The sequence below is a fragment of the Burkholderia sp. b14 genome (assembly GCF_900156195.1).
Taxonomy (GTDB): Bacteria; Pseudomonadota; Gammaproteobacteria; order Burkholderiales; family Burkholderiaceae; genus Mycetohabitans.
The window spans coordinates 527,382-547,988 of sequence record NZ_FTPJ01000003.1 but is presented as its reverse complement, the minus strand read 5'-3'; the positions used below and the strand labels follow the sequence as shown (position 1 = coordinate 547,988).

The 20,607-nt window shown below is 62.6% G+C and carries 20 protein-coding genes, 1 tRNA gene and 1 pseudogene; 8 read left to right on the top strand and 14 right to left on the bottom strand.

Features of this window, described 5'->3' with window-relative positions; genetic code table 11:
• Window position 1 precedes the first annotated feature (1 nt).
• From B0B13_RS07215 to mfd, 9 genes and pseudogenes are all read right to left on the bottom strand, one after another.
• Window positions 2–367, bottom strand: a complete 366-nt coding sequence (locus tag B0B13_RS07215) for a type II toxin-antitoxin system VapC family toxin (RefSeq protein WP_076795359.1) — start codon at window positions 365–367, stop codon at window positions 2–4.
• On the bottom strand, window positions 361–579 hold the full coding sequence (locus tag B0B13_RS07210; RefSeq protein ID WP_076797202.1) for a ribbon-helix-helix protein, CopG family: 219 nt from the start codon (window positions 577–579) through the stop codon (window positions 361–363). The genes B0B13_RS07215 and B0B13_RS07210 overlap by 7 nt, the downstream gene beginning before the upstream one ends.
• An 88-nt stretch (window positions 580–667) precedes the next feature.
• A pseudogene (locus B0B13_RS07205) lies at window positions 668–2,279 on the bottom strand (UdgX family uracil-DNA binding protein).
• Complete coding sequence (locus tag B0B13_RS07200; RefSeq protein WP_076795354.1) at window positions 2,276–3,487, bottom strand: putative DNA modification/repair radical SAM protein; 1,212 nt, start codon at window positions 3,485–3,487, stop codon at window positions 2,276–2,278. The pseudogene B0B13_RS07205 and the gene B0B13_RS07200 overlap by 4 nt, the downstream one beginning before the upstream one ends.
• Window positions 3,488–3,595: 108 nt before the next feature.
• Window positions 3,596–3,805 (bottom strand): hypervirulence associated TUDOR domain-containing protein, encoded by a 210-nt coding sequence (locus B0B13_RS07195; protein ID WP_076797201.1) that lies wholly within the window; start codon window positions 3,803–3,805, stop codon window positions 3,596–3,598.
• A gap of 269 nt (window positions 3,806–4,074) precedes the next feature.
• Window positions 4,075–4,278 carry a DUF1289 domain-containing protein gene (locus B0B13_RS07190; RefSeq protein ID WP_076795352.1) on the bottom strand — a complete coding sequence of 68 codons (204 nt, stop codon included), beginning with the start codon at window positions 4,276–4,278 and terminating at the stop codon, window positions 4,075–4,077.
• Window positions 4,279–4,330: 52 nt separating this feature from the next.
• A complete protein-coding gene (locus B0B13_RS07185; protein WP_237573869.1) occupies window positions 4,331–5,404 on the bottom strand; it encodes a pyridoxal-phosphate dependent enzyme in 1,074 nt (357 codons plus the stop codon).
• On the bottom strand, window positions 5,391–6,644 hold the full coding sequence (gene argE / locus B0B13_RS07180) for an acetylornithine deacetylase (protein WP_170872407.1): 1,254 nt from the start codon (window positions 6,642–6,644) through the stop codon (window positions 5,391–5,393). The genes B0B13_RS07185 and argE overlap by 14 nt, the downstream gene beginning before the upstream one ends.
• Before the next feature lie 146 nt (window positions 6,645–6,790).
• On the bottom strand, window positions 6,791–10,288 hold the full coding sequence (gene mfd, locus B0B13_RS07175; protein WP_076795349.1) for a transcription-repair coupling factor: 3,498 nt from the start codon (window positions 10,286–10,288) through the stop codon (window positions 6,791–6,793).
• 91 nt (window positions 10,289–10,379) lie between these two features.
• Between mfd and ispD the strand changes: the two genes are divergently transcribed.
• Together ispD and ispF are read left to right on the top strand one after the other, a co-directional pair.
• The gene (gene ispD / locus B0B13_RS07170) at window positions 10,380–11,117 is read left to right on the top strand and encodes a 2-C-methyl-D-erythritol 4-phosphate cytidylyltransferase (protein ID WP_076795347.1); all 738 of its coding nucleotides are present in this window, start codon (window positions 10,380–10,382) and stop codon (window positions 11,115–11,117) included.
• A 75-nt stretch (window positions 11,118–11,192) separates the two neighbouring features.
• Entirely contained in the window at window positions 11,193–11,672 is a 480-nt protein-coding gene (gene ispF, locus B0B13_RS07165) for a 2-C-methyl-D-erythritol 2,4-cyclodiphosphate synthase (RefSeq protein ID WP_076787010.1), read from the top strand.
• 127 nt (window positions 11,673–11,799) lie between these two features.
• On the opposite strand, the gene B0B13_RS07160 is transcribed toward ispF, so the two are convergent.
• Together B0B13_RS07160 and ompR are read right to left on the bottom strand one after the other, a co-directional pair.
• The gene (locus tag B0B13_RS07160) at window positions 11,800–13,164 is read right to left on the bottom strand and encodes an ATP-binding protein (RefSeq protein ID WP_076795344.1); all 1,365 of its coding nucleotides are present in this window, start codon (window positions 13,162–13,164) and stop codon (window positions 11,800–11,802) included.
• Window positions 13,165–13,224: 60 nt separating this feature from the next.
• The gene (ompR, locus tag B0B13_RS07155; RefSeq protein ID WP_076787014.1) at window positions 13,225–13,950 is read right to left on the bottom strand and encodes an osmolarity response regulator transcription factor OmpR; all 726 of its coding nucleotides are present in this window, start codon (window positions 13,948–13,950) and stop codon (window positions 13,225–13,227) included.
• A gap of 184 nt (window positions 13,951–14,134) precedes the next feature.
• Here ompR and B0B13_RS07150 point away from each other — a divergent pair, with 184 nt between their 5' ends.
• Together B0B13_RS07150 and B0B13_RS07145 are read left to right on the top strand one after the other, a co-directional pair.
• Window positions 14,135–14,449 (top strand): hypothetical protein, encoded by a 315-nt coding sequence (locus B0B13_RS07150; protein ID WP_076795341.1) that lies wholly within the window; start codon window positions 14,135–14,137, stop codon window positions 14,447–14,449.
• Window positions 14,450–14,532: 83 nt separating this feature from the next.
• A complete protein-coding gene (locus B0B13_RS07145) occupies window positions 14,533–15,666 on the top strand; it encodes a DUF1501 domain-containing protein (RefSeq protein WP_076795338.1) in 1,134 nt (377 codons plus the stop codon).
• A gap of 58 nt (window positions 15,667–15,724) precedes the next feature.
• Here B0B13_RS07145 and B0B13_RS07140 read toward each other — a convergent pair whose 3' ends face one another.
• A complete protein-coding gene (locus B0B13_RS07140) occupies window positions 15,725–16,546 on the bottom strand; it encodes a squalene/phytoene synthase family protein (RefSeq protein WP_076797198.1) in 822 nt (273 codons plus the stop codon).
• 197 nt (window positions 16,547–16,743) lie between these two features.
• On the opposite strand from B0B13_RS07140, the gene B0B13_RS07135 reads away from it, so the two are divergent.
• A tRNA-Leu gene (locus tag B0B13_RS07135) sits at window positions 16,744–16,830 on the top strand.
• 151 nt (window positions 16,831–16,981) lie between these two features.
• Window positions 16,982–17,233, top strand: coding sequence for a hypothetical protein (locus B0B13_RS07130; protein WP_076787020.1), 252 nt, complete (start codon window positions 16,982–16,984; stop codon window positions 17,231–17,233).
• Here B0B13_RS07130 and B0B13_RS07125 read toward each other — a convergent pair.
• Window positions 17,230–17,739: a MarR family winged helix-turn-helix transcriptional regulator gene (locus tag B0B13_RS07125; RefSeq protein WP_076795336.1), complete on the bottom strand. Its 510-nt coding sequence runs from the start codon at window positions 17,737–17,739 to the stop codon at window positions 17,230–17,232. The two genes, B0B13_RS07130 and B0B13_RS07125, sit on opposite strands and share 4 nt — an antisense overlap.
• A 19-nt stretch (window positions 17,740–17,758) precedes the next feature.
• Window positions 17,759–18,073: a hypothetical protein gene (locus B0B13_RS07120; RefSeq protein ID WP_170872405.1), complete on the bottom strand. Its 315-nt coding sequence runs from the start codon at window positions 18,071–18,073 to the stop codon at window positions 17,759–17,761.
• A gap of 306 nt (window positions 18,074–18,379) precedes the next feature.
• Between B0B13_RS07120 and tig the strand changes: the two genes are divergently transcribed.
• Window positions 18,380–19,735, top strand: a complete 1,356-nt coding sequence (gene tig / locus B0B13_RS07115; RefSeq protein WP_076795331.1) for a trigger factor — start codon at window positions 18,380–18,382, stop codon at window positions 19,733–19,735.
• 139 nt (window positions 19,736–19,874) lie between these two features.
• Window positions 19,875–20,528: an ATP-dependent Clp endopeptidase proteolytic subunit ClpP gene (gene clpP, locus B0B13_RS07110; protein WP_076795328.1), complete on the top strand. Its 654-nt coding sequence runs from the start codon at window positions 19,875–19,877 to the stop codon at window positions 20,526–20,528.
• Window positions 20,529–20,607 lie beyond the last annotated feature (79 nt).

Below are 20,607 nucleotides of genomic sequence, written 5' to 3'. Positions count from 1 at the left end.
CCTAGATTTTGTACGGGACGCGCACGCCTGGTTCGTCCGCAGGGAAATCTTTCGTATTTCGTGAAACAAGCAGCAGCGAGTGCACCTGTGCCGTCGCCCACACAATGGCATCCGGCAACCGAACCCGTTTGGTCTTCCGAATCTCCACTGCCCGGTTCGCAATCGCATTATCGAGGGCGACTACATCGAATGAGCCGAGCCATGCTCGAATTACGGATTCTTCCTCTGTGGCGGCACCAACAAGAATCTCCATCCAGGTAATCGTGCTGATTGCACGATATTCATAGCGCTCCAGCTCCTTCCTTGCAGCGCTGATCCCGCTTAGATAGTCGGTCAGGATGTTCGTGTCGAAGAGTGCCTTTACCATTCGGAGCGAAGCTTCTGCTGGTAGGCAAGACCGTCGAGCTTCTTGTTCTCCCACAACCCGAAGACGTCTGCCCCAAGTGTGCGCTTGCGCTGGGAGATATACGACTCGATCGCGTCACGAATGATGGCAGCGCGTGGACGATGTTCGGTCTCCACGATAACCGCCAACGCCTCGACCTGCGAATCCGGTAAGTCAACGAGGATACGACTCATAACGGCTCCTTTGGATGATACATACATCATATATCGTAAGGGATGTAGTACAAAATTCGTATCGCGTCTTGCGCCGGCAGCGTTCTCGTCAATCGTGCCTGGCGGATATAGGCTTTGAGTAGCCTACTCGATAACAAAAAGTGCGGCATGTGAGCCGGGCTAATGACACGTTCGGCATGCCTCGCGCGCATCCCGCGTCAATGCGCGTCAACAGCTGCCGTGGCCAACTGCCGTCCGCACGCAACGGCTTTTCCCATTGCTGCAACGATTGCTTCCCGCGCCGCAGCGCCGTCTACCCGCAGCGCATAGGACGGGTGCCACGTGGCGATCAACCACGCGTCACCGAGCCGCACAGGAGCGTGCAGATAGTCGTGCAGGTTGACGTTGCGACGCAGGACTGCACCGAGTGCCGTGGCGCCCAGTGTGACGATGACGGCCGGCCGCACACGCGCCAGTTCTTGCTCTAACCAATGAGCACAAGCGTGGACCTCGCGTTGTGCTGGCGTTTTGTGCAAACGCCGCTTGCCGCGCGCAATCCATTTGAAGTGCTTGACCGCATTGGTCAGGAAGACCGCGTCGCGCGGCACACCGGCGCGGCGCAACGCCTCGTCCAGTACTTGACCGGCAGGGCCCACGAATGCGCGGCCAGTCAAGTCCTCATGATCGCCCGGTTGTTCGCCGATCACCATCATCCGAGCGGTTTCTGGACCGTGGCCTGGCACCGCCTGCGTGGCATTGCGCCACAATTCGCAGCGACGGCATTCGTCCAGCGAAGACGGGATCGGCCGTGACGGCTGCGCGCGCTGCGCGTCCACGGCGACTTGCTTGCCTGTCATCGCGCGCACTGCGCTGGCTTGCGCCACACGACGCGCGCCACTTCGCGCGTCGGCGATCATTGCTGGTATCAACGATCCCTCGGGTAAATGCTTCCAAAAGCGCACCGGCATATGCTGGTGCAGCGCCGTTTCGTTCAGCCGTGCCGGATTGAAAGTGCTTTTGTAGTAGGCGAGCCACAGCGACTCGACTTCGTCAACAGCGGCACGGGTCCGTATTGTCGCTGCATCGCCAGATACGGCCGACAACTGCAGCGTCGCGCCATCCCACAGCGCTGCGCCCTGTGGCGTGCCGATCCACCAGGACGACGTTCCCATGCGGTGTGCAAAGTGCTCTGCGGCGTACGCCAACACCTCATGCTCGGGCTCGTACCAGGCCAGGTATTCCGGCATCCCAGCGCCGCCACATCGATGAAAACGCACATACGCGATCATGTCGTGCTTGGCACGCCGCACGGACCTGGCCATCGCGTGCAATCGCGCGCCGTCTTCGTCGGCCGCCGACGCCACCGCTCGATCGCCATGCCACCATCGCCACAGGATTTGATACAAAAGCGCCCAACGTTGCGGCGAACGATACAGCGCGGCGTCCTGCAGCAGGGACGCCAACGCGCTCGAGACGCTCACGCGCAAGCTGGCGCTGTCGCTGTGCGCACCGGATCCCTGCGTCCGATCATCGTACACGACCGGTGCGGCTGTCGGGTAGTCCAGCGGCATTTGTGCCGTGGTGACGCTTGTTACCGAACCGCGCTCGACCCATGTCACGGCCTCTGGCGGCCAACCCGCCGCGAGCGCGCGCAACGCCTGCGAGCGCCAGCTGGCGTAGCCACCGTCGATCAGCAGCGTGGACGGGCACGCGCCGTTCATAACAACGCCAATTGGACGGGGGCGCGCGACAGTGCATGCCGCAGCTGTTCCGATGGCATATCGACTCGTGCGGGCCTGTAGTCTTGCGCCACAATAAACGATTTGACCTGATCCATCACGCAACGCAGGCGAATCAAATCGTGATAGCGGATAGCGCGCACGCGACGCAGCTGCGCCAGCCGCTTTGCATTGCGTACACCGATGCCCGGTACGCGTGCGATTAGCCATGATGGCGCGCGATTCAAATCGACCGGAAACGATTCACGGTGCGCCAACGCCCATGCCAGCTTAGGGTTGATATCCAGCGGCAGGTCGCCGTCGTTTTGAAACAGTTCTTCGGCACGAAAACCATAACCGCGTAACAGGAAGTCCGCCTGATACAGCCGATGCTCGCGTAGAAGCGGCGGAGCTTGCGAAGGGAGCGCGGACGGGCTATCCGGGATCGGGCTGAAAGCGGAGTAATACACGCGCTTCAATTGGTATGCACCGTACAGCGTTTGCGCGGTGCGTAAAATGGTGCGGTCATCGGCATCATCAGCGCCCACGATCATTTGTGTGCTTTGCCCGGCCGGCGCGTTCAGTGACGCATGCTTCTCGCTTTGCGCTTGTTCCCGAGCCAGACGGATGGTTCCCATGGCACGCTTGATCGTTGACGCGTTTTTCTCGGGCGCCAGCCGTTGCAGGCCGCGGTCGGTCGGCAGTTCGATGTTCACGCTAAGCCGGTCGGCATATCGGCCGGCCTCTGAGATGAGCCGCGGATCGGCGTCCGGGATCGTCTTCAAATGGATATAACCGCGAAATTGGTGCTCTTCACGCAGTGACCGTGCCACGTGGACCAACTGCTCCATCGTGTAGTCGGCGCTGCGGATCACGCCGGAACTGAGGAATAGGCCGTCAATATAATTGCGCCGGTAGAAGTCCATTGTCAGGTTGACGACTTCCTGCGGCAAAAAACGCGCGCGCGGGACATTGCTGGAGCGCCGGTTCACGCAATACTGACAATCGTACTGGCAAAAATTGGTCAGCAAGATCTTTAGCAACGACACACACCGGCCATCTGGCGTATAGCTATGACAAATTCCGGCGCCCACGTTCGCACCAAGCCCGGCACGCGCTCGCGCATCTCGTTCAGGCGCGCCGCTGCTGGCACATGATGCGTCGTATTTCGCCGCATCTGCCAAAATTTCGAGCTTCTTCAGCAATTCCATCGCGCCGGTAATGCTGTATGCATATACAGTATTATACGCAATTGCACGTTGACCGCAACTTAGGCGTCACCACACAGTCGGGCTACGCGACACTGTAGCCATGAGCCGCTAGCTCACCTTCTTCAGCGCATCCGCTTTGTGGATTGCAGTTTTGCCGGTACGTGCGCTTTTGACTTCGTACTGAGGGTCGCGCGCAGACGCCTTGACAACGTGGCGGCCCGCCTTAGCGGTACCGGTCAGCTTACGGGTGACGACGCCATCCGTGCGTCCCCGCGAAGTTTGCCATTGGACTTTGTCGCCTTTGGATAAAGTAGCCATACCGATCTCCCGAAAACGCGGCGGCCGGATGGGCCCCCCGACGATCGGTTGACACGCAACAAGTGTGCCGTTGGTGGCGATTAACCGATTCGATAAATCCGATGCTACGGTGAAGGCTTGCAAACTTTCTTCGTCAACGAGCAAGCGCAGTTTCTGTTGCTCGGCAGCGCTGCTCTGAGCCGTTTGGTTAGTGCGTATGCGGGCCGCCCCCCGTGCGACTGCCAACGAGTCCGCGGCACGCGTTCATCGGCGCCACATCGACCTGCGGTTCAATCGGGAGCGTGCGTAAAACGCATCGCAGTTCCATCGCGCGTGATGCGCTCCCAGACCATGCGCTTTTCATCGTCGGTCATCAATACCCAGTTCGATACCTCCGCCGCTGTCCGACCACAGCCTTTGCAGACTTCGTCAAACAAGGTGGAGCATACGCCGATGCAAGGGCTGTCCGGCTGCGAGTGAAGGGGGGAACTCATCGGTGAAATCGTGAAGGACGGAAAGAGGCAAAAATTGGGGGCGGCGGGCACGCTAGCTCGACAGCTTGCGGGCGTAGGTTAGGTGCTGGTACAGCGTATCGGCGTCAGTGTTAGTGCCGCACAGTAGCACGCCGACGCGCTTGCCTTCGAGCACATCGCGCAGCGGCCCAAGCAGTGCGGCGAGCGCCGCCGCGCACGCAGGCTCGACAGCCAGTTTCAGTTGCTCGAACAAGCGCAGCATAGCCACGCGCAGCTGGTCATCGGACACGGTGACCATCTGGTCGATGTGCCGGCGGCACAACTCGTAGCTGTACGCCTCGGTGTGCGGCGCCATCAGCGAATCGGCGACACTGCGCATCGGGCCCATCTTCACCGTATGGTTTGCCGCAAAGCTTTTGCTCATCGCGTCGGCCCCTTCCGGCTCGACGCCATAGACATGAATGCACGGGTTCACCAGGCGCAACGCGGTGGCGACACCCGCACCGAGCCCGCCGCCGCCGACCGGCACGATCACCGCGTCCAGTGCCGGCGTCTGCGTGGCCCATTCGTAGCCGAGCGTCGCCGTGCCGAGCACGGTGCGATACCCATTGAACGGATGGATGAAGCAGCGCCGCTCGTCTGCCCCGATGCGTCGGACCTTGTCGAACGCCTGCGCGCCGTCGTCGGCGAACACCACTTCGGCGCCGTACTGCCGACACAACTCGATGCGCGTCGGGCTGGCTGTCTTAAGCATCACCACCTTAGCGCTGATACCCAGACGCATCGCGGCGTGCGCGACGGCGGCCGCGTGATTGCCGGCACTCACGCACGTGACGCCAGCGCTACGCTGCGCGTCGTTCAGCGCCAGTAGGTTGGAGAACGCGCCGCGCACTTTGAAGGAGCCTGCGGCCTGGAATAACTCGAACTTGAAGTTGATCGTTGTGCCTTCGAGGGACGGAAAATCGCTGCGATCGAAGGTTGGCGTGCGAATCACCCAAGGGGCGAGCGCTAGGTGCTGCGCGGCGATATCATCCAGCGTCGGTACGCGTTGGCCGTCGATCGACGCGGGCGTTGTCGATAGGTTCGCCGCGGACGCGGGCAACGGCTTTGAAACAGGCGGCGGCGCGGCCCAGTCAGACATGTGCATGAACCTCGAGACTGGTGATCAGTTTGCGAATGAACGACTCGCTCGCGCCAAGTTGCTCGAGCGAAACAAATTCGTTTGGCTTATGGGCTTGCTCGATATTGCCCGGACCGCAGACGACGGTCGGGATCCCGGCACGCTGGAACAGGCCGGCCTCGGTGCCGTAGGCGACCTTGCGCTTGTCCTGATCGGCGGTCAGCGCCCGTACCAGTTGCGTGATCGCCGCCTGCTCGCTGGCATCCAGCCCCGGGGCAGCGGCGATCTCTGAGATCTCGATGGCTGCGTCCGGATGCTCGCGGCGCATCTGCGGCAGCAGCGTATCACGCGCATACGTCTCGATTTGCGCCAAGATGGCTTGCGGATCCATCGTCGGCAGGTTGCGGAATTCGAACTGGAATTCGCAGTGCGCTGGGACCGTATTGATCGCATTGCCGCCCATGATCGTACTGGTCTGGGCAGTCGTAAATGGCACGTCGTAGAGCGTGTCGAACGGCCCCTGCGAGCGGTAGCGCTGCGCGACGTCGCGTATGTGGCAAATCAGCCGCGCCGCATACTCGATTGCATTGAGTCCCTGTGGCGTCAGCGATGAGTGGGCTGCGTGCCCGCGCACGCAGCAGCGGTATGCATTGATCCCCTTGTGGGCAATGATCGGGCGCATGCTGGTCGGCTCGCCGACGATGCATCCTTCGGGTCGCAGGCCGCGCTTTTGCAGATCCGCGAGTAGCAGGGGTGCGCCGGCGCAACCCACTTCCTCGTCAAATGACAGCGCGAAATGAATCGGCTTGGCGAGCTTGGTCGACTGCATGTGCGGCAGCAGCGCGAGCGCGGTGCCAATGAACCCTTTCATATCGCAGCTGCCGCGCCCGTAGAGTTTACCGTCGTCGATGCGGGCAACGAAAGGATCGCTGTCCCATTGCTGTCCGTCGACTGGTACCACATCAGTGTGGCCGGATAGCACGATGCCGCCGTGCGTGGTGCCGTCATGAGCCGGCACGGTGGCGAACAGATTGGCCCATTGCCCTGTTTCGTCGTACGTCAGCGTCGCGTCGAGACCGACTGAGCGCAGGTAGTCGCGTACTGTTTCAATCAATCCGAGGTTGGGCAGGCGGCTCGTGGTATCGAAGCTAATTAGCTTCTCGGTCCACGTAATGGCGGCGGCGCTGGCGGGCAGGTCAGACGAGGGCGGAGTACCCGGCGGTGCCGCCGATGGACCGGCCGGTGCCGATGTCGCGGATGCAGACATAGTGTGGCTCCCATTGATCACGAGTCGATCATACCCAAAAACGAATTCGTTCCAAAGCTGCGGGACGTAAATTCCCTAGTGTCGTGCACACGGCATTTGACTCAAACGGTTACACGACATGCGTGAGCGGTACAGCGTGGCGCCACTCACGCGTTGGCTCGCTGCTTGCCCGGTGCGCCCAGCGCCCGCAGCGTTTCCTTGACTGTCGCGACCCGGCTCGCCAGGTCAGGACTGTGCAGCTCGATCCGCAACTTGTCTTGCCCCGCCAGCTTGATGTGCCGGTGTTTTTGCACCATTTCGATGATGCGTATCGCGTCGATCGGCGGATTCGGCACGAATTGCAGCCCGATTGCGCTTTCCGCTGCGTCGATCTTGATGATGCCCAGCGGCTTGGCGGCCAGCCGCAGTCGATGCGTTTCAATCAGCGCCTGCGCCTGTGCTGGCAGCTTGCCGAAGCGGTCGATCAGCTCTTCATGGATGGCGTCGATAGCCTCGTCAGCCTCGCAACTGGCCAGTCGCTTGTACAGTGACAGGCGCTCCTGCACGTCGCTGCAATACTCGGCCGGTAGGATGGCCGGCACATGCAGGTTGATCTCGGTGGTAGCGGCCAGCGGCGCGTTTAAGTCCGGCTCGCGGCCATCCTTCAACGCGCGCACGGCGTCGTTGAGCATATCGGTATAGAGTTGGAAGCCAATTTCCTGGATGTCACCGGACTGCTTGTCGCCCAGCACCTCCCCAGTGCCGCGGATCTCCAGATCATGCATCGCGAGATAGAAGCCGGCCCCCAGTTCCTCCATTTGCTGGATCGCTTCGAGGCGGCGCTGCGCCTGCCGACTCAGCGACTGCGGGTCGTTGACCAGCAAGTAGGCGTACGCTTGGTGATGGGAGCGACCGACACGGCCCCGCAACTGGTGCAGTTGGGCCAAGCCGAATTTGTCGGCGCGATGAATCAGGATTGTGTTGGCGCTCGGCACGTCGATCCCCGTTTCGATGATCGTCGTGCACAGCAGCACATTGGCCCGTTGCGCCACGAAGTCGCGCATCACGCGCTCAAGCTCGCGCTCATGCATCTGGCCATGCGCGACCGCAATGCGGGCTTCGGGCACCAGCGCTTCGAGTGCCGCGCGGCGGCTGTCGATCGACTCAACCTCATTATGCAGAAAGTAGACTTGGCCACCGCGCTTCAGCTCGCGCAACATCGCTTCGCGGATCACACTGTCTTCCTCGCGTCGCACGAAGGTTTTGATGGCCAAGCGTTTTTGCGGCGCGGTGGCAATCACCGAGAAGTCCCGCAACCCTTCCAGCGCCATGCCCAGCGTGCGAGGGATTGGCGTAGCGGTCAATGTCAGCACGTCGACTTCCGCGCGCAGCGCCTTGAGGGCCTCCTTTTGCCGCACGCCGAAGCGGTGCTCCTCGTCGATGATCACGAGCCCCAGGCGCTTGAAGCGCACCTCTGCGGATAGCAGCTTGTGGGTGCCGATCACAATGTCGACGTTGCCGTCGTTGATCGCCTGGATCGAAGCACTGACCTCCTTGGCGGACTTGAACCGCGATAACTCGGCAATGCGCACCGGCCAGTCGGCAAACCGGTCGGTGAAGGTTTGCATGTGCTGCTCGGCCAGCAGCGTCGTTGGCGACAACAACGCCACCTGCTTGCCGCCGAGCACCGCGATGAAGGCCGCACGTAGCGCCACTTCGGTTTTGCCGAACCCGACGTCGCCGCACACCAGCCGGTCCATCGGCTTGCCACTGGTCATATCGCCGATCACTGCGGCGATGGCGGCGGCCTGGTCCGGCGTCTCGTCGAAACCGAAGCTTTCTGCAAAGCGCACGTAATCGCGCGGGTCCAGCTCGAACGCGTGGCCCTGGCGCGCTGCGCGGCGCGCATACAGGTTCAGCAGCTCCGCTGCGGTATCTCGGATCTGCTGGGCGGCGCGCCGCTTGGCTTTCTCCCATTGGCCCGAGCCGAGCGAGTGCAACGGTGCACTGTCCGGATCGGCGCCGCCGTAGCGAGAGATCACGTGCAACTGCGACACCGGCACGTACAGCTTGCTGTCGCCCTGATACGCCAAGTGCAGAAACTCGGTATCGCCTTCGCCCAGATCCATCGTCACCAGGCCCATGTACCGTCCGATTCCGTGCTGGCTATGAACGACAGGGTCGCCGACCTTCAGTTCAGACAGATCGCGCACCATCGAATCGACATCGCTGGCCTGTTCCTGGCGCCGACGGCTGGCGCGGCGCGCGAGCGGCCCGTATAGCTCGGTTTCGGTGACCAGCGCAATATGTTCGGCCGGTAGCACGAAGCCGGATGCAAGAGGCGCAACGGCCAGCCCGAACGGCGCGTCGCCTTGTACGAACGCGTCGAACGAATCGAACAGCGACGCTCGCAGATGGTGCTCGGCGAGCAATTGGGCGATGGTTTCGCGGCGTCCAGCTGACTCCGCGACGAGCAGAACCCGCTGACCCGCCGTGTCGAGATAGCGGCGCAGCGCGTCGAGCGGATCGTGCGCGTGCCGGTCGACTGCCAGCGACGGCAGCGGCATCGACCAGCGCTTGGCGTCGTCCGAGGGCTTCGCACCCAGCGAGAGCCGCGCAAACGGCTTGGCCAATGTGAAGAAGTCCTGCTCGGATAGAAATAGTCGCGCGGGCGCCAGGATCGGGCGCTCGCGATCATGCGACAGAAACGCGTGCCGCTGCTTCGTCTCGTCGCTGAACTGCCGGATCGACGCCTCGATATCGCCGACCAGCACCAAATGCGTGTGCTCGGGCAGGTAGTGGAACAGCGTCGCGGTGTCGTCGAAGAACAGGGGCAGGTAGTATTCGATACCTGCCGACGGCACGCCATTGCCGATGTCCTTGTAGATCGGCGCGCGGGACGGATCGCCTTCGAATTCGGCACGCCATCGACTGCGAAACGCAGTGCGTGCGGCTTCGTCGAATGGGAACTCGCGTCCCGGCAGCAAGCGTACGTCGCGCACCGGGTAAAGACTGCGCTGCGTATCGGGATCGAATGCGCGAATCGAATCAACTTGGTCGTCGAACAGGTCGATCCGGTACGGCAGCGATGAGCCCATCGGGAACAAATCGATCAGCGAGCCGCGCACGCAATATTCGCCCGGACGCACGACCTGACTCACGTGCTCGTAGCCGGCCAGCGTAAGCCGCGACTTGAGCTTGGCTTCGTCTAACCGCTGGCCTTGCTTGAACTCGAAAGTGTACGCGGCCATGAACGTGGCCGGCGGCATCCGATACAACGCGGTCGTGGCCGGCACGACGAGTATGTCGCAGCGTCCTTCGCCCAGGTCGTGCAGCGTGGCGAGCCGTTCCGAAATCAGGTCCTGGTGCGGCGAGAAGGTATCGTATGGCAGGGTTTCCCAGTCTGGTAGAAGCCGCACGCGCACACCGGGCGCAAAGCAACCGATTTCCTGCTGCAGGCGCTGCGCATCGACCGCGCTCGCGCAGATCAGCGTGAGCATCGGCATGCGGTCACGATACGCCAAATAGTAGCGCGCAATCGCCAGCGCATCGGCGGACCCCGATGCGCCATCGAACGCATAGCGATGGCCTTCCTTGATGAATGGAACGGGGCAGGAGAACGGGGCGGACGGTGAGTCGGGCGGGGTAGCGGAATAATCTGGCATGAGCAGGCAATGAGGGCTGCGGGCGGCAACTTGAACCGTCTATTATAAAATCCGTCTTTCATTTTGACTCTGCACAGATTGTGCGACTTTCGTGACCTCCCGCCTGTTTGCCCTGATTCCTTGCGCCGGCACCGGCTCGCGCGCGGGTTCGCCAATCCCAAAGCAGTACCGGACGATTGCCGGACGCAACCTGTTGTACTACTCGCTGGCGGCGTTCGATGCATGCTCGGAGTTTACCCAAACCCTAGTGGTGCTCGCGCCCGACGATGGCTATTTCGATCCGCGGCGCTTCGGCGCGTTGCGCTACGCGGTCAAGCGCTGCGGCGGCGAAACTCGGCACGCATCGGTGCACAACGGGCTGCTCGCGCTGGCCGAATTCGGCGCGCGAGACGATGACTGGGTCCTGGTCCACGATGCGGCCCGACCGGGTATTACGCCGGGGCTGATCCGCGCGCTGGTAACCGCTGTGCGGGACGACCCGGTTGGCGGCATCGTGGCGATGCCGGTGGCCGACACACTCAAGCGGGTCAATCTGTCGCAGTGTGCTGCGGGCAGCGACGACCCGGCGACACCGCGTATCGGCGCCACCGAGCCGCGCGACCATCTGTGGCAGGCGCAGACGCCGCAAATGTTCCGCATCGGCATGCTGCGCGAGGCGCTCGTGCAGGCACAGGCGCGTGGCCATGCAGTGACCGACGAGGCTTGTGCGCTCGAATCGCTCGGTTACGCCCCTCGGGTCGTGCAGGGCAGCCTGCGCAACTTCAAGGTGACGTATCCGGAAGATTTCGCGCTAGCCGAAGCGTTCCTCACGCATGATGCGGCGCGCTGAACACTGCTACGCCCGTCGCGCCACGCTCAGCTTGCCGCGGCGCGCAGTCCACTCAACCCAGCAGGAGAGCGACAAATGAATTTGCGAATTGGCCAGGGCTACGACGTGCATGCGCTCGTGCCGGGGCGGCCGCTGATACTCGGCGGCGTGACGGTGCCCTACGAATGCGGGCTGCTCGGCCATTCGGACGCCGATGCGCTGCTGCACGCGATCACTGATGCGCTGCTCGGCGCTGCGGCGCTGGGTGACATCGGCCGTCATTTCCCCGATACCGATCCGCACTTTGCCGGCGCCGACAGCCGGGTGCTGCTGCGCGAGGCGGCGCAGCGGGTGGCGCAAGCGGGCTATCGCATCGTCAACGTGGATAGCACGGTGATTGCGCAGCAACCCAAGCTGGCCAAACATATTCCGGCGATGCGCGAGAACATTGCGGCGGATCTTAGCCTGGGCGGCGACGCGGTCAACGTCAAGGCGAAGACTAACGAAAAGCTAGGCTATCTCGGTCGCGGCGAGGCCATTGAGGCACAGGCCGTAGTGCTGCTCGCCAGCTACTGAGACGCCGCTGCTGCGGCAAGCAAGGGTGTGGCGTCGGGCGCTGCCGTCCGCCGGCATCCGCCCGAAGGTGCAATCGGCCGCGTGTTGGCGTTGCGCCGAGGGTGGCCTTCATGCGCCGATGCGCGTATCAGACCGACTCTGGACGGCCATTGCGGCTGAGCGGAAAATCGATCGTGACCTCCAGCCCCGGGCCGGGCACGCGATTGCGCAGCCGCAGCGAGCCGCGGTAGCGACTGACGAGTCGCTGCACGATCGCCATGCCCAGCCCGGTGCCATCGGCCTGGCTGCGGGCCGTATCCACACGGTAGAACGGGCGGGTCACCAAGCTGAGTTGGTCATCCGGGATGCCCGGACCCTCGTCCAGCACCGATAACTCGACGCGGGCCTGCACGAGCTGCGTCTCGATCGTGATGTGCGGGATGCCATCCTCCGCGTTGCGTCCGTACTTGCGGGCGTTTTCGAGCAAGTTGCCGACCACGCGGCGCAGATCTGTTGCGTCTGCGTCGACCAGTGCGCCTTGCGACAGCCGCGTGGTGATGCGCACGCCATCTTCCGATGCCATACGCGTGACTGCTTCGCTAGCGATCATGGACAAATCGACGCGCTCTGGCGCTCGCTGCACCGGACGCGCATAGTCGAGGAAACGACCGATAATCCTGTCCATCTGCTCGATATCATCGATCATCGCGGCTTTCGTCGTGTCGTCCGACGGACTCATTTCGGTTTCGAGCCGCAGGCGGGCCAGCGGCGTGCGCAAATCGTGCGAGATGCCGGCAAGCATCAGCGCGCGGTCCGCCTCGAGTTGCTGCAAATCGCGAACCATCTGGTTAAAGCTGCGGTTTGTCTCGGCTGCGACGCCGAGCCCACGTTCGGGCAGCGGCCCCGGCGTCTGTCCCTGGCCGACGCGGCGTGCCGCCATCGCCAGCCGCGAGAACGGCCGGTTCACTAGACTCGTGATAAATGCCGCCCCGAACAGCGACAGTGCCAGCGCAAACGTGCCCCAGCCGAACCATTGTAGGCCGGTGACGGTGTCGAGCTGCTCCCGGTCCAGCGCGACCCAGTAGTCGTCGTCATCGATTTTGAAGCTGATCCACACGCCCGGTATGTCATTGACCGACTGGGCGACGATAGTATCCTCGCCGAGCCGTGCGCGAATATTCTTCTCGATCAGCCGCGTCAATAATTCGTCCGGCTGTAGCGCGTACACATCGGTGGGCTCGCGCGGGTAGACCCGGACGCCCTCGTTGCTTTCCAGGTCCTGCAGCAGCGCGCGCCGCAGATCCGGGTCAGAGTACAGCAGCGCAGTGCGCGTAAGCTTGACGATCGCCACCAGTTGCATCGCGACGCGCTCGGCGCGCGGCTCACGCTCGATCACCCGGAAACTCTGGAACCATGAGGCTAAACTCACTGCGATCAATAAAGCAATCAGCAGGAAGGTGCGCCAGAATAAACCGCCGAACGCGAGCGTTAGTAACCGACGGTCGATGCGCATCGTAGGAGGGCGTTAGTGTAATGAGCCGTCAAGCCGGGACGTGTATCGCGCGGTGCATGTTCAGGCAGCGCCATTGGGAATGAACACGTAGCCCAAGCCCCACACGGTCTGGATGAAGCGCGGGCTGCCCGGATCGGGCTCGATTAGCTTGCGTAGTCGCGAGATCTGCACGTCGAGGCTGCGGTCGAATACCTCATATTCGCGGCCGCGCGCCAGCTCCATCAGCTTTTCTCGCGACAGCGGCTGGCGCGGATGGCGCGCAAACACCTTTAGCACCGAAAACTCGCCGGTGGTCAGCGGGATCTCCTGCCCATTCTTGGTCAGCGTACGGGTGGCCAGGTTCAGCGCGAACTCGCCGAACTCGAACACTTCCGCTGTCTCTGATGGCGCGCCGGGCAACTCCGATGGCGCTTGGCGACGCAATACCGCATGAATGCGCGCAACAAGCTCGCGAGGATTGAACGGTTTCGGGAGATAATCGTCCGCTCCCATTTCGAGGCCAACGATGCGATCCACATCCTCTCCCTTTGCGGTAAGCATGATGATCGGCGTGCGGTCGTTGCTGCCGCGTAAGCGGCGGCAGATCGACAGGCCGTCCTCACCAGGCAGCATCAGGTCGAGCACGAGCAGGTCGAAGCGCTCGCGGACCCACAGCTTGTTCATCGAAGGCGCGTTTTCCGCCACATATACGTTGAAGCCCTGTTCGCCTAGATAGCGACGCAACAGGTCGCGCAAACGAGGATCGTCATCGACCACGAGAATTTTTGATGGGCTTTTGGTTTCCATGGCGGAATCTTAGCGCGTTAGGACCGAACACGAGGTGGGCTTCATTATAGGGTTACACAAGGTTACAAAATTTACCCATGCCGACGCATGTGGTAAACCGGCCACGCGTAGACTTCGTTATAAGCAAGGGTCCTATGGTCGCAACGAAGAGCAAGATATTGTCGCAAGCAACGAAGGGAACGACATGACGGAGTGGGTGCGATACGTCAGGGCAGGCGCGCTCGGGCTTGCCCTGGGCGGTGCCGTAACCGGCCCAATCGTCCACACGAGTCCGGCGTTTGCGCAAGATAACCGCGAGCGGCCGTCGCCTCCCAAGGGGCTACACTGGTACACGCCGCCCAAGCCGGCCCAGCCGCCTACCAGCGAGGCGGCGAATCGCTCCGCCGTGCCCACCGAGTTCGACCAGCAGCGCAGACGCGATGGACGCATGACACCGGAAGAGCGGCGTTTGCTGCGCCAGCATATCGAAGATGCCGTGCGCGAATTGTACAAGCGATAAGCTTGGCCGCCGCGCGATCATGATGCTGCGGCGCTGACGGATTCTCATCAAGCGTTTTGAACGCCAGCTAACCTTGCCAGACCGTGCATCGGAGACAATTTCTTACTGTTGGTGGCGCCGCGCTGTGCGCACTGTGCGTACCCGGCTCGCCGGGGCTACTTGCGGCGCGGGCGCCACATGCAATGGTTGCCGCGCGTGGCCGTGAAGCGCCGGCCCACCGGATGACGTTGATCCTGATCGAGCTTAGTGGCGGCAACGATGCGTTGAATACAGTCATTCCGTATGAGGATCCGCGCTATCGGCAGCTAAGGCCGACGATTGGGATCGCGCGCGAACAAGTGATTCCGCTTAACGGGGGCACCGGCCTGCATCCGTCGTTGGCCGCGCTGAAGCCGTGGTGGGACGACGCGTCGCTCGCCATCGTGCAAGGCGTGGGCTACCCGCGGCCGAACCTGTCTCACTACCGTTCACGGGAAATCTGGGAAACCGCATCGGCATCGCACGAATACTGGCATGACGGCTGGCTGGCCCGAGCCTTCGCACCATCGGCGGGGCAACCGCCGTCGCCAGGGCAGTCGCCATTGTCAGTGCAGCTACCGTTGCCAGGAGAGGAATTGCCTGGGCCCGGACCTTCGCGAGAGCAGGGGCGATTACCCAGGCGGGGGCCATCGCCCGAATATGGGGATCTCGGCGATCAGTTTGCGACCCGCTTTGCCCGTGACGCGTTCGGCACGGCAATCAGTCACGCTATGCAGCGGCTTGCTCTCGCGCGCCACGATCCGACGCATGCCCCACCCGTGATTCGGCTTACGTTGAGCGGTTTCGACACCCACCATAATCAGCCGGCACGGCATGCCGCGTTGCTCGCACAGTTGGCCGATGGCATGGTCGCGCTGCGCGGCGCGTTGACAGAACTCGGCTGTTGGGAGTCAGCGCTGATCATGACATATGCGGAATTCGGCCGCCATGCCGACGAAAACGCCGATGGCGGCACCGAACACGGTACCGTTGCCGCACACTTCGTTGCCGGTGGACGCGTGCGGGGCGGATTCTATGGTGTCGCGCCGCAACTGAGCCAGCTCGATGGTGACGGCTATCTGCCTCTCGGTATCGATTTCCGCTCGCTTTATGCGACGGTGCTGCAGCAGGGGTGGGGTATCGAGGCCGCCCCCGTGCTTGGTGCACGGTTTGATAGGTTGCCGGGGTTGTTGCGCTGAGCAGGCGCCCGGAGATGACGGGCGCCCGGGGATGGGTGCCGTTGCGGGCAAAAGTGCGTCAGCGCGTGCACCAGGCAATCCACAACTTGCGCAGCGGCGTTAGCGCGATGCGCTGATGCAGCACGCGATAGTCTTCTGCCTCGAGTTCGTGCAGCAGCGCCAGCGACATGGCGGCTTGCGCGCGGAGCACGCGCTGCGTCCGGTGCTCGGCGGCCGGCATCGCGCCGAGCGCCTCGGTGAGCGCGCGACGCGCACGCTCGACCTGGAACGACATCAATTGCGTGAAGCCTTCGCCGTAGCGACGATGCAGGATGTCGGCGGCTGTCACGCCGAATCGCTGCATTTCATCAATCGGGATGTAGATACGGCCGCGTCGCGCGTCCTCGCCGGTGCGCTCGACGATATCGGCAAGCAGCAACGCCCGCCCGAGCGCCGGGGCCCATGACGCTAGGCTGGCCGGCTCGCGCGCGGTGACCCCGGCCACAGTATTTGCCAATGCAGCGCCCACCTGCTCCACGTAACGGTGCAGTCCCGCGAAATCGAGATAGCGTGCCTGGTCCAAGTCCATTTGGTAACCGGACAGCCACGTCATGAACGTTCCGACCGGCGCCGTGTTAGCGTAATGGCGGGCGATCGCCTGCGTCACCGGATGGGTCGGCGCATCCTGTGCGAGGGCGCCGAATTCGCTCTGCCACCAGGCGAGTTTGGCGCGCCCGACGGCGGGGTCACTCACCTCGCTGACGCTTTCAGCCAGCTCCCGATGCAATGCGTACAGCGCGGTCAACAACGGCTGCGCGGTCAGCGGCGCCCGCCGCAGCGCATAATACGTGCTGGATCCGGCCGGGGCCGCCTTTTGCTGGCAATAATCGTCGATATTCACGCGAAGCGAAACATGCAAGAGCGCGCGCGGCGTGTACCACGCGCAAAGCACCAAAGTTTAACATTGCCCGTACACGCGATGCAGACAACGCGCGGCGAATCGGTTAGAATCTTGTCCTTGCAGCGCTCGGGTCAGGCTGATCGACCTTCGGCGACGCAGAACAGCACAACCGGGTGGCGTGCAATGCGCCCCTGGATGCGAGGATGGCGAAATTGGTAGACGCACCAGGTTTAGGTCCTGACGCCCGCAAGGGTGTAGGGGTTCGAGTCCCCTTCCTCGCACCACAGATCTATCGCCAGCGTACCTCACGGCCGCTATCAGGGCGCCGGCGAGGGCCGTGCGCGAGCAGCGGGCCGTGTGCCGGGCCGAGCTACGCCCGCGTGCCGATCGTGCCGTCATCGTCGGCAACCCGCTACCCCTTTGCAGGATAATCAGATGGCCGAAAGGATCGTCGGCAATTTTATCGTTCGCACGATGCAGAGTTCGACGCGGCCAGGCGAATGGACGTCCACTTACTTCATTTCTCGGCTTGACGCGAAGCTGCGCGAGGGGTGGGTCATGCGGCAGATGATCGACGCGATATTCGACAATCAGAATGCCGCCGCTGAGTATGCGCTTGATGCCGGCGTCAAGGCGGCCGCCCGGCTTGCGCCCGATGCGCGCGGCGCCGGCCGCGAGCGCGGCTAGCGTGACGACGCGCTCGCGCGTTTGGCGCGCGGTTTAATCGTTTTCTGTGCCGTCAATACCTCCGCGTGGCGCGCTGCGGCAATCACCTTATCGAGCAGCCGGCTCAGTTGGGCATGCTCGCGCTCGCCAAGCACAGCGAACATGTCGTCGTTCCAGCGCCGCGCGATCGGCATGATTTTGCGATACAGCGCACGCCCGGCCGGGGTCAGCGACACGACGACGATACGTCCATCGTCGCGGCTTGCTTGGCGCTGCAGTAGCGCGCGCCGCATCAAGGCTTCCGCGGCGCGGCTTGCCTGGCTCTTGTCGAGATTGGCGTGCCGGGCCAGTTCCATGACCGAGAACGGCCCGAATGCGCCGACGGCTGCGATCACGCGCGCCTCGGCGATCGATATGCCGATTTTGCGCTGATAAAGCTCGCTGATGCCGCGCTCGGACAGCTTGTTGAGCACGTGTATGCGGTAGGTGAGGAACTGGGTCAGGCCGGATTGGTCGGCAGAAGTCATGTCGCTCCTGTTGAAGAGTCTAGCGTAGAGAGGGGAATTTGACGCATCGACGCTGCTCCGCGGTATCGTTGAGCAGCGTCGGTGCGTTGCGAATGGCCGAATCCAGCGACATGGGGCCCGGCACCGGCGAAAAGCAGCGGGCGAAATGCTCGCTTAGCTGCGCCAGCGCGTCGGAATCGAGTGCGCCGGACAGCAACGTGGTCGGCATGTCCGCGTGCAGCCTCCAGCAGCGTGGCATAACGGGTGCGCCATGCCGGGTCCCGGCATGGGGTGGCTGCACAGCCGTGGCGGCAGCCGGGCGAGCATCGGTGCGATGAGATGAAGAAGCAGGCATCGGAACAACCTGTCTCCTAGTGTCTTGGGGTTGACCGCTCGACAACGGGGTGAACCGAAGCTTACCAAACGCGGCGCGCGCTGCCATCCGTAGCGTAGGCACGACGCCGCGCGGTGCATGGGCAAAATCGTGCGCCAGACGGAGTAAAACCGCGATTTCCGACGTCACGAGTCAATAGTTTGCTAAACTATCTGGCTTTCCAGACCCGACTGGCTGTGCCACCGCGCGCGTTCCCTGGTATCGGGCCGCCGGTCGCCTGGCGCACGGAGAACCAGACGCTCGAACACTTTAGGACGGATTGAATTCATGGCTAACGTTGTAGAAAACCTCGGCAAACTCGAACGGCGCGTGACAATTTCGCTGCCGAAGGAGGTCGTTCAAAAGGAAATCGACGCGCGTATCCGCAAGCTGGCGAAGAATGTCCGCATGCCTGGTTTCCGTCCCGGCAAAGTGCCGCTGAAGATGGTCACGCAGCAGTACGCCGGCCAGGTTGAGGCGGAAGTGCTCAGCGACAAGATTGGCAAGGAGTTCTTCGACATTAGCCGCGCGGAGAACCTGCGCGTGGCGGGACAACCGAGCTTCGCGGCGAAGCAGGAACCGGCGCAGGACGACGCGTATGCGTTTGATGCGACGTTCGAGGTCTATCCGGAAGTGAAGCTTGGCGACATCTCGAGCGCGGAAATCGAGCGCAAGACGACGACGATCAGCGACGCAGAGATCGACCGTACCCTCGACATTCTGCGCAAGCAGCGGGTGCATTTCCACCCCCGCGGCGAGGCGGGCGAGCATGGCACAGGCGGCGACGAGGTCAGCGCGCAGAATGGCGATCGCGTGACAGTCGACTTCGTAGGCAAGATCGATGGCGAGGCGTTTGCCGGCGGCAGTGCCGAGGACTTCGCGTTCGTGCTCGGCGAAGGCCGGATGTTGCCGGAGTTCGAGCAGGCGGCGCTGGGCATGAAGGCGGGCGAGTCGCGAGAATTCGACCTGAAGTTCCCCGACGATTATCATGGCAAGGAAGTGGCGGGTAAGACCGCGCGTTTTACGATCACCGCCAAGAAGGTCGAATGGCCCCATCAGCCCGAAATCGACACGGAATTTGCGAAGTCGCTCGGTATCGCGGATGGCGATTTGACGAAGATGCGGGCGGAGATCAAAGATAATTTGGAACGCGAGGCGAAGCGCCGCACGCAGGCCATCCTGAAGAATCAGGTAATGGATGCGCTGTTGAAGCTCGCTGAGTTGGATGCGCCGAATGCGCTGATTGAGCAGGACCAGCAGCGCCTGGTCGAAATGGCCCGTCAGGATTTGGCGCAACGCGGCGTGCCCGATGCGGCGAAAGCCCCGATCCCGGCCGAGATGTTTAAGGAGCAGGCCGAGCGCCGCGTAAAGCTCGGGTTGATCCTGGCCGAGTTGGTCAAGGAGCATAAGCTGGAGGCGAAACCCGAGCAGATCCGGGCCGAGGTGGACGAATTCGCGAAGAGCTACGAGGACCCAAAGGAAGTCGTGCGCTGGTATTATTCGAACCAGCAGCGCCTTGCCGAGATGGAAGCGTACGTGGTCGAGAGCAACGTCGTTGACTTTGTGCTGAGCAAGGCGAAGGTGACCGATAAGGAAGTCGACTTCGAGGAACTGGCGAACGCCTCGCAGGCGGCTCAGGCGTAACGGCGGCGCAACAGGGCGGCGGGCGAAACGGTCGAATAGACGGTTTCGTACGCCGCTTACCATTTGTGCGCAGTTTTGGCATTCCGGTTATCGTTGTATCACCGAAGCATCGAACCACTCCAAACAGAAGGACAGACGCATGACGTTCCGCGCAGATTTGCTGAATCAACTCGCCACGCACGCGCCTCGGGATTTTGAGGCCCAGGCCCTGGGCCTTGTGCCGATGGTCGTCGAGACGAGCGGCCGGGGTGAGCGTGCCTACGATATCTATTCGCGCCTGCTCAAGGAGCGGCTGGTCTTTCTGGTGGGCGAAGTGAACGACCAGAGCGCGAATTTGGTCGTTGCTCAATTGCTGTTTCTCGAAAGCGAAAATCCGGACAAGGACATCAGCCTGTACATTAACAGCCCGGGCGGCTCGGTGTCGGCCGGCATGGCGATCTACGATACGATGCAGTTCATCAAGCCGGATGTGACCACGCTGTGCATGGGTCTGGCGGCCAGCATGGGCGCGTTCCTGCTCGCCGCTGGCGGGAAAGGCAAGCGCATTGCGCTGCCTAATGCGCGCGTGATGATTCACCAGCCGCTGGGCGGCGCGCGCGGCCAGGCGTCCGATATCGAAATCCAGGCGCGCGAGATCCTGTTTTTGAAGGAGCGCCTGAACAACCTACTCGCGCAGCATACTGGGCAACCGATCGAGCGGATCCAGCGGGATACCGATCGCGACAATTTCATGTCAGCCGAGGACGCGCAGGCCTATGGGTTAATCGACCAGGTGTTGCATAAGCGTCCGTGATGCGGCACTTGTTACAGGGGCCCGCTGTTGTGTTGGGCGGGATTTCACCGATAGGTGCCGCCAGAAAACCGCCGACAAT

Excerpts from the sequence above, each read along its gene's own strand:
- tig (WP_076795331.1), top strand. The coding sequence starts at position 18,380 with ATGGCTAACGTTGTAGAAAACCTCGGCAAACTCGAACGGCGCGTGACA.
- B0B13_RS07125 (WP_076795336.1), bottom strand. The coding sequence starts at position 17,739 with ATGACTTCTGCCGACCAATCCGGCCTGACCCAGTTCCTCACCTACCGC.
- B0B13_RS07150 (WP_076795341.1), top strand. The coding sequence starts at position 14,135 with ATGACGGAGTGGGTGCGATACGTCAGGGCAGGCGCGCTCGGGCTTGCC.
- B0B13_RS07210 (WP_076797202.1), bottom strand. The coding sequence starts at position 579 with ATGAGTCGTATCCTCGTTGACTTACCGGATTCGCAGGTCGAGGCGTTG.
- B0B13_RS07190 (WP_076795352.1), bottom strand. The coding sequence starts at position 4,278 with ATGAGTTCCCCCCTTCACTCGCAGCCGGACAGCCCTTGCATCGGCGTA.
- B0B13_RS07200 (WP_076795354.1), bottom strand. The coding sequence starts at position 3,487 with ATGGAATTGCTGAAGAAGCTCGAAATTTTGGCAGATGCGGCGAAATAC.
- B0B13_RS07120 (WP_170872405.1), bottom strand. The coding sequence starts at position 18,073 with ATGCCTGCTTCTTCATCTCATCGCACCGATGCTCGCCCGGCTGCCGCC.
- B0B13_RS07185 (WP_237573869.1), bottom strand. The coding sequence starts at position 5,404 with ATGCACATGTCTGACTGGGCCGCGCCGCCGCCTGTTTCAAAGCCGTTG.
- ispF (WP_076787010.1), top strand. The coding sequence starts at position 11,193 with ATGAATTTGCGAATTGGCCAGGGCTACGACGTGCATGCGCTCGTGCCG.
- B0B13_RS07215 (WP_076795359.1), bottom strand. The coding sequence starts at position 367 with ATGGTAAAGGCACTCTTCGACACGAACATCCTGACCGACTATCTAAGC.
- B0B13_RS07130 (WP_076787020.1), top strand. The coding sequence starts at position 16,982 with ATGGCCGAAAGGATCGTCGGCAATTTTATCGTTCGCACGATGCAGAGT.
- B0B13_RS07195 (WP_076797201.1), bottom strand. The coding sequence starts at position 3,805 with ATGGCTACTTTATCCAAAGGCGACAAAGTCCAATGGCAAACTTCGCGG.
- B0B13_RS07160 (WP_076795344.1), bottom strand. The coding sequence starts at position 13,164 with ATGCGCATCGACCGTCGGTTACTAACGCTCGCGTTCGGCGGTTTATTC.
- mfd (WP_076795349.1), bottom strand. The coding sequence starts at position 10,288 with ATGCCAGATTATTCCGCTACCCCGCCCGACTCACCGTCCGCCCCGTTC.
- ompR (WP_076787014.1), bottom strand. The coding sequence starts at position 13,950 with ATGGAAACCAAAAGCCCATCAAAAATTCTCGTGGTCGATGACGATCCT.
- clpP (WP_076795328.1), top strand. The coding sequence starts at position 19,875 with ATGACGTTCCGCGCAGATTTGCTGAATCAACTCGCCACGCACGCGCCT.
- argE (WP_170872407.1), bottom strand. The coding sequence starts at position 6,644 with ATGTCTGCATCCGCGACATCGGCACCGGCCGGTCCATCGGCGGCACCG.